At 46.0% G+C, this 6411-nt stretch carries 4 protein-coding genes; all 4 read right to left on the bottom strand.

Features of this window, described 5'->3' with window-relative positions; genetic code table 11:
• Positions 1 to 51: 51 nt before the first annotated feature.
• On the bottom strand, positions 52 to 1413 hold the full coding sequence (locus ACY2RR_RS18820; RefSeq protein ID WP_490109720.1) for a TolC family outer membrane protein: 1362 nt from the start codon (positions 1411 to 1413) through the stop codon (positions 52 to 54).
• Between the two features lie 1179 nt (positions 1414 to 2592).
• Entirely contained in the window at positions 2593 to 3168 is a 576-nt protein-coding gene (locus tag ACY2RR_RS18815) for an NAD(P)H-dependent oxidoreductase (protein WP_490109719.1), read from the bottom strand.
• 29 nt (positions 3169 to 3197) lie between these two features.
• The gene (locus ACY2RR_RS18810) at positions 3198 to 3788 is read right to left on the bottom strand and encodes a hypothetical protein (protein WP_490109718.1); all 591 of its coding nucleotides are present in this window, start codon (positions 3786 to 3788) and stop codon (positions 3198 to 3200) included.
• A 187-nt stretch (positions 3789 to 3975) separates the two neighbouring features.
• The gene (locus ACY2RR_RS18805) at positions 3976 to 6351 is read right to left on the bottom strand and encodes a hypothetical protein (protein ID WP_490109717.1); all 2376 of its coding nucleotides are present in this window, start codon (positions 6349 to 6351) and stop codon (positions 3976 to 3978) included.
• Between the last annotated feature and the right edge of the window lie 60 nt (positions 6352 to 6411).

Genomic DNA, 6411 nt, shown 5'->3' with positions numbered 1-6411 from the left:
ATTCCCCTCTCCCTTTATCAACCTGGCCCCATTCCAGGAAGCAAATCCCTATCAAACAGTTTTTAACCAACTGTTAATGGCATTTATATCTTTTTGTTCCAGCCTGCCTGCCGCATGCTTTAAGCGAAGCGTATTCAACACATAGTCATAGCGAGACTTGGTGTATGATTGCTGTGCGGCAGCAAGTTCTTTTTGTGCATCAAGTACTTCCAGCAAATTAAAGCGCCCAGCTTTATAGCCTTTGCTCTTTAAAGACAGTGTTCTTTGCTGAGCGGCAACGGATTGCTTTAATGCGTTAACCTGCACGATGGAGGCCAATATTTGCTGGTAAGCATCACGAACTTCCCGCTCGTTCTCACGACGCAACTTATTCAATTCATCCTCAGCCCGAAACTGATCCTGAAAAGCCTGTTCCACTCTGGAATTGACATACAGCCCTTGGAAGATAGGCACGTCCACTGTCATCACCAATTCTTTGGTTTTCAGCTTATTGCCGCCACCAAATAGCGACCCACCCGTTTCTCTTTTACCATCGGTGTATGTGAGGTTAACTGTTGGATAATGGCCTGACCGCCGGGCACTGACTTCTCGAGAAGCTTCATCCACCGCATACTGCAACGCGATCAGCGCTGGGTTAACAGTGCGTGCACTCTCCACCCACTCTCCTGCATCAGCGGGGGCTGGAGTCTGGTATTCCACGTCATCAGAAAGATCATTCAATGGGGCTGGTAATTCACCGATAATTTCAGCCAGCGCGTACTTACTCACCATCAGGCGACTATCCAAGTCCGCCTCTTTGGCCAAAGCTTCCAGATAACGGGCTTCTGCCAGGTCAACATCGACAGAACGCCCAAGACCAGATTCTTTTCTGCGAGCCGCCGCGTCAAAGTGACGCTTGAGCGCTGCCTTTTCATCCTTCACCGTAGCCAGCTGATCCTTTCTTTCCAGGACAAGAAAATAAGCCTCAGAAGCCCTTAGTAAAAGATCCTGCTCAGCAACCAACAATTCAGCCTCAGCCCGGCTGACAGTTGACTTTGATTGTTGAAATCGTGACCAGATAGACCAGTCAAAGATGGGTTGTTTGAGCGTGAACCCCTGACTTTTGGTATCAAACTTGTCGCTCCCCTTGGCAAACACGGAGTTATCCGCCTCAAGAATTGTTTGATCTGTCGTACGATCCTCGTACTGATAAGACAGCGTTGGCAACAGTCGAGACCGGGCTTGACGATACACTTCTACATCGGAGTTATGCTTATGATGAGCAGACAGGTAACCCGCATCATTTTCCCTGGCCTTACTCACAACATCTACCAAATCAAACGAAACAGCTTGGGTTGCCCAAACCGATGCCAGAAAAGCTCCACACACAAGATATGATTGACGCCTCACTGCGTACAGCTTTTTGATATTCACATGACAGTCCTTTTTTTATTTTTAATAAGAATGTCTTTATGGTTTTTGAATCAGGTCACATTTTAACTGATTTATTATTACACAAAACTGACAAAGGCTAACAAAAACCTTATTTTTAACTAGATACACTCTTGAAATACATCATGAGTCCTTATTTTGATTCCGCCCATCAAATAACAACCGATATTAAGACTGCTTGACGATGATAGTCAGGTGCGTTTTAAAACGCTGATAACAGAGCTATCATCACATTAGAACGATAACTTCAAACAGTCCTCAGTGCCCCTGATTCACCTCTATTATGATTAGAAGTTTTCGCAGAAAAACTTGCTCGAAGTATTACGAGCGCCAATACAACTCTTGTAGTACCTAGCAAAAATTTATCTAACATTATTTTTATGCTCAGGCATAGGTCAAGAATCCTTAGTGCCAGATACCAAAAGAAAAACCTCACTGGTCTCAGAAAATATACACTGCCTAACACCTCTGTTCGTGATACTTATCAGCATATAGTTAATGATGCTCCCGTCGGTCATAAGGAGGAATCGAGAAGCATCAAGGAATGTGCTAACGGGTAATAGTGGTTTTCAAGGTACAGAAACAAAGAGCCCGCAACCTCTCGTCATTCCAGATAATACAGATGATCTGGTTGATTGGTTCTTGCCCCCCAGACCAAATACTATGAACAGAAGTGCAGGGGTAAGTAGCGTCGAACATGTTGCCTTAGAAAGATGTAAAGATAAGTTCGTCCGTGATATCAAGACCAACGGTGCCAGCCTATATGGAGTTCTGCTATTGGGTACCCATCTAACTTCAGCTAGTTTGCTATCCGTAGACCACTGGTAAGAGTACGACACATGTACCATGCCCTTGCAGCAAGCAGCAGATAAACTGCACAATCCTTTGGTACAGACGATAGACGCCGCTCCATTATCCTTTGGAACACTTCTCATCTATATGGATAACCAACCCTCTATGGTTGATTTTGCCAAAAAGCTTGTTCAAGCATATGTGAGGGAATATAACCTGCGCCTAACTCATTTCCATTGAGTTATTTAGAATCTCGATGTTTCCCAGCGCGGCGGCTGTAGTCGCGCTCTCCGACAATAAATGAGAAACTGGCCAAAAACCTCAATTCGCCACTTATGGGCCTTCTTTAAAGATTGAAATAATTACCACCTAAAACCGCCGTAACCGGGACTGTACTTTTTCCAGAAACTTGCCTCTCTCTAGGTCTGAGGAAGAATCCATACTGTAAATAGCCAGCCACTCAATATCCCGACAACGACAAACGGCTTTCATACTGAGGCAAAACATCTTGCGGGGTGGATTACCAATCACCATCATTCGCCAGCGGGAAGAGCCCTGAGTGGTTACTACCATTATCTTTTTAATATTGGTCAACAGTGGCTTTAAACCATCGGGACCAATATCTACCACGACTCCCGGCAACCAGACCCTATCCAACCAACCTTTCAGAATTGCGGGCATACCCATCCACCAGGTGGGATAGACAAAAACCAGAGCCTCGGCCCACTTTAGCTTGCTTATATGATCCTCAAGCCCGGTGGCATTTCCTTTCTCTTGGTAACACTGGCGCTCAGAACGTGACATTCGAGGTTCAAAGTTTTCCTCGTAAAGGTCACAGGTTTGTACGTCATGCCCTGCTTTTCTTAAGGTTTCACAAGCCGAGCGATAAAGTGCACCATTGAAACTTTCCGGGTTAGGGTGCGCGTAAACCACCAGAACTTTCATACCAGAGCCCCATAAACAGAAGGCTATTGTTATAGCTGCTTTATCTGGAAGTCTTCCACCCAGATCAACTCACAGGCTCCACCACCGGTATCGTTACGGGTCAAACTGCTCTGCCAGCGCCAGCCATCCGCAGCTTCCACTTTCACCAGTTTTCCTCGTAACTCGATAATATCGCCTTCCACCACATCATCCAGCCGGTCTGCCACATAATCAGAAGCCGGAATCATATGCATATTGGCACTTTGTGTTTCTATCTGACGACGGGGAACCGGAAACTCCTGAACCCGCCAATAGTAAAACCGTCCACGCTGGCTGATATCGATTTCCTCCAGAACCGAAGAGTCAGACATCACGCCCCAGCCCAAGGCAAGATCTACAGGAGAAAGTTCGGCTTCCCGCCCTATAGAATAATCCTCACGACCCAGCACTCTGGCCTCAAGAGAAAACTCTGCCAAGGGCTGAATTTTGTAACCTTCGTGATGAATGGGGTCAGAGTTATATAAACGGCTTTGTTCCGGCTCTTCTTTCACAAGCACACCCGGACCATGCTCAATAGCTCGCTCATTCCACCATTGATAAAGCCCAAAACAGAGAGCTAATACAGCAATCCACCGCCACATAATTATTATTTTCCAGTTACCGTTTATTACGGTTCATCACTCTTATGAACGTAAAGGGAGCCCTATAACGCCCAATTCAACTCGAATCATAACCTTTGGATGTTTTAATGTCCCTTGAGCCGTTGAAAGAAGGCTTTTCTATTCTTCTGGCAGCCGAACAACTCCATCACATATCTCCCAGCTCAAATCAGGCGTAGGCTTTACCACGGAAGTAATCCGGATCAGCAATAACCTTAAGCTTATAGAATGCTCGGTATCGCTCGGCATTCTTATTATAGTTTTTGCGCTTGGTATCATAAGCGGCGAGCAATGAATAAAGATGCCCTCGGGATGAACAAACAGACCTCAAACGTTTGCAGTATTCAGCCTGGCCTCTTAACTCCGGGCACATCTGGTAACGCTTGACTATCAGTTCAGCAAGCTCATCCGGATTGCTTCCCGAACCACGAACAACTTTGAGATAACAGGCTTCTGTCCGGCTCAGCCATTGGCCTGCCAGACGAAACAAATCTTTTCTGGATTCGGCATGATCCCCTGGCAACAGCTCAAAACTATCAAAAGGCATTTCCAGCTGCCTGAGATATAACCAACAAGCTTCTTCACACACCCTGCCGTACATATCACGGCCACGTTCTCGGCTCAGCCATTCTCCTATGCATTCCGCCTCTCCTTTCAAATCGCAGGCATCCCTCAAAGGGTTTAATTGGCTGAAAAAACGGCCAACAACCGGGGATTGATCAGGCAGCCATCCACCCTGTGGCTCGAACATCGCAGGAGTTGTACTAACAGTTTTTACAACTTCTATTGTTTCTGTTGGCTGCTCTGAAACCTGCTGAAGAGTTAACTGTGGCTCTTCTAACGTTGGTACTTCATCAACAGTTACTGGTATTTTTGAAACAGGTTGAGCAGAACGTTTCTTAGTCTCCTCCCGCCCTTTTCTTTGCCCACCACCTGGGCCTTTCCCCATCCCTTTCTTTTTCCCGCTTGAATGTTCTTTTTGTCGCTGACCTTTGGGGGATTTCTGAGAAGATGTTTTCAGTGAATCAGGTAACCACGACTCTTCAAAACTGGCAGTTTTTCTTTTAACGATAGCGGTCGCCCTTTTTGGCACCGAAGATGCCGACCGGGACGATTCATAGGCCAGCTCATAACATTCAAGCTGGTTTTGAACCGTTTCCCTGACCGGCCCTGGAATAGATGCTTTAAGCAAGGCTTGCAGACAGCGAATTGATTCACTGTAACGACCAAATCCGGCATAAATCTGGGCAGCATCACGGTACAACAACGGAAAATGTCCTCTTCTGGCAATGTTCTCCAGAATGTCAGCTGATCCGAATGGATCCGCTTTACGGGTAATAAATTGTCTCTTCATATGCCAGGCCAAAACCAAACCGGCAATATCTCGTTGATACCTTGTCAGGTCACGATTTTTATAGGCCTTTTCTACATCTCCAACGCCTACACCCAACCCAACCATTGCCGTCATAAACTGCATAGCCAAACGACCTTCCTGGGTTCTGGCCTGGGGAACTGTGATACCTAGTGTTGAAAAAGCATCTGCAACATCCGGGGCATGTTCAGAGTCCACAGTTTCTTGCAACGTATTACACAGAGCAGCCTGCAATTTTGGTGAAAAACCATCCTCCGGGCCTACCCAATAAGGCTCTCGTCGCTTAGAGAATACGGAGGAAAAAACCCACAAAGCCTGATGGAATTCAGTCTGGTTATCGTCCGTATCAATCTCAAAGGCAATATCCAAATCATCTGCCTGCAAACCAAATGCAGTCAGCACAAAACAATTCACATCTTTCGTTCCGTCCAGCCTGGCCAACATATCCATAATTTTTCCGGGAGAAATCTGGCAATGCTTTGGATTCAATGCCATTCGAGCTACCAGCCAGACAGCTGGCATAAACTCCGTAGTAGCCGCCAAACTACACAAGTGTTCCATATTTTCATGATGCTCGAGCATCTCTGGTTGAAAGCTGTACGTGCGATACAGCGAAAGTACTTCAAAAAAATCATCGAGATATTCTTGATAATCCGTATACAGCAAACGGATAAATTCCATGACACCTTCCTGATCCTTCAGCATAAATTTGGCCATAACCACGGACATAAGAAGTGAGCACCTCAAAGGAACGGCTAACTTAAGAAATTTATGTTCGTTTTTAATGGTTTTCACCAGAGCCGTATCCAGCCCCATCATAGCCTTACCAGACTTGTAGGCTGTAACAGCCTTAGCACGTACTTTGAAATCTTCATCAGATTCGCCTGGGTAAGGCTGGATACCAAGAAACGGTTCAATCTCCTTTATCAACAATCTGGTGAAATCCGAGTAGCTAAGAGTTGTAGCTGAAGCACCAACGAACTCAGGCTCCAGTTCATAAAATTGAACCTTACGGTGACTGATTGCAGTGGCCTGATCACCCTCATCCCTATTGTCATCCGTAGGGTCATCTGGAATCACTGCACCCTGAAGCTCTTCAGACACATCAGTTTGAGAAGGAGGCTCCAATGCAGAATCATCGGGCGTGGGAGTTCTGGAAAATGAAGTAATCATAGGAGCACTCTCCCCTCACCGACTTCATACGCTGCTTTGCCGGTTTCAAAGATCACCTTA

This window comes from Parendozoicomonas sp. 2304DJ65-17 (genome assembly GCF_058148445.1).
Note: the sequence above shows the minus strand (reverse complement) of the source record. Positions and strands in the feature narration are given on the sequence as shown.

What these genes read in the sequence shown, in the direction of transcription:
- ACY2RR_RS18815 (WP_490109719.1), bottom strand. Translation starts at nt 3,168, where the DNA reads ATGAAAGTTCTGGTGGTTTACGCGCACCCTAACCCGGAAAGTTTCAAT.
- ACY2RR_RS18810 (WP_490109718.1), bottom strand. Translation starts at nt 3,788, where the DNA reads ATGTGGCGGTGGATTGCTGTATTAGCTCTCTGTTTTGGGCTTTATCAA.
- ACY2RR_RS18805 (WP_490109717.1), bottom strand. Translation starts at nt 6,351, where the DNA reads ATGATTACTTCATTTTCCAGAACTCCCACGCCCGATGATTCTGCATTG.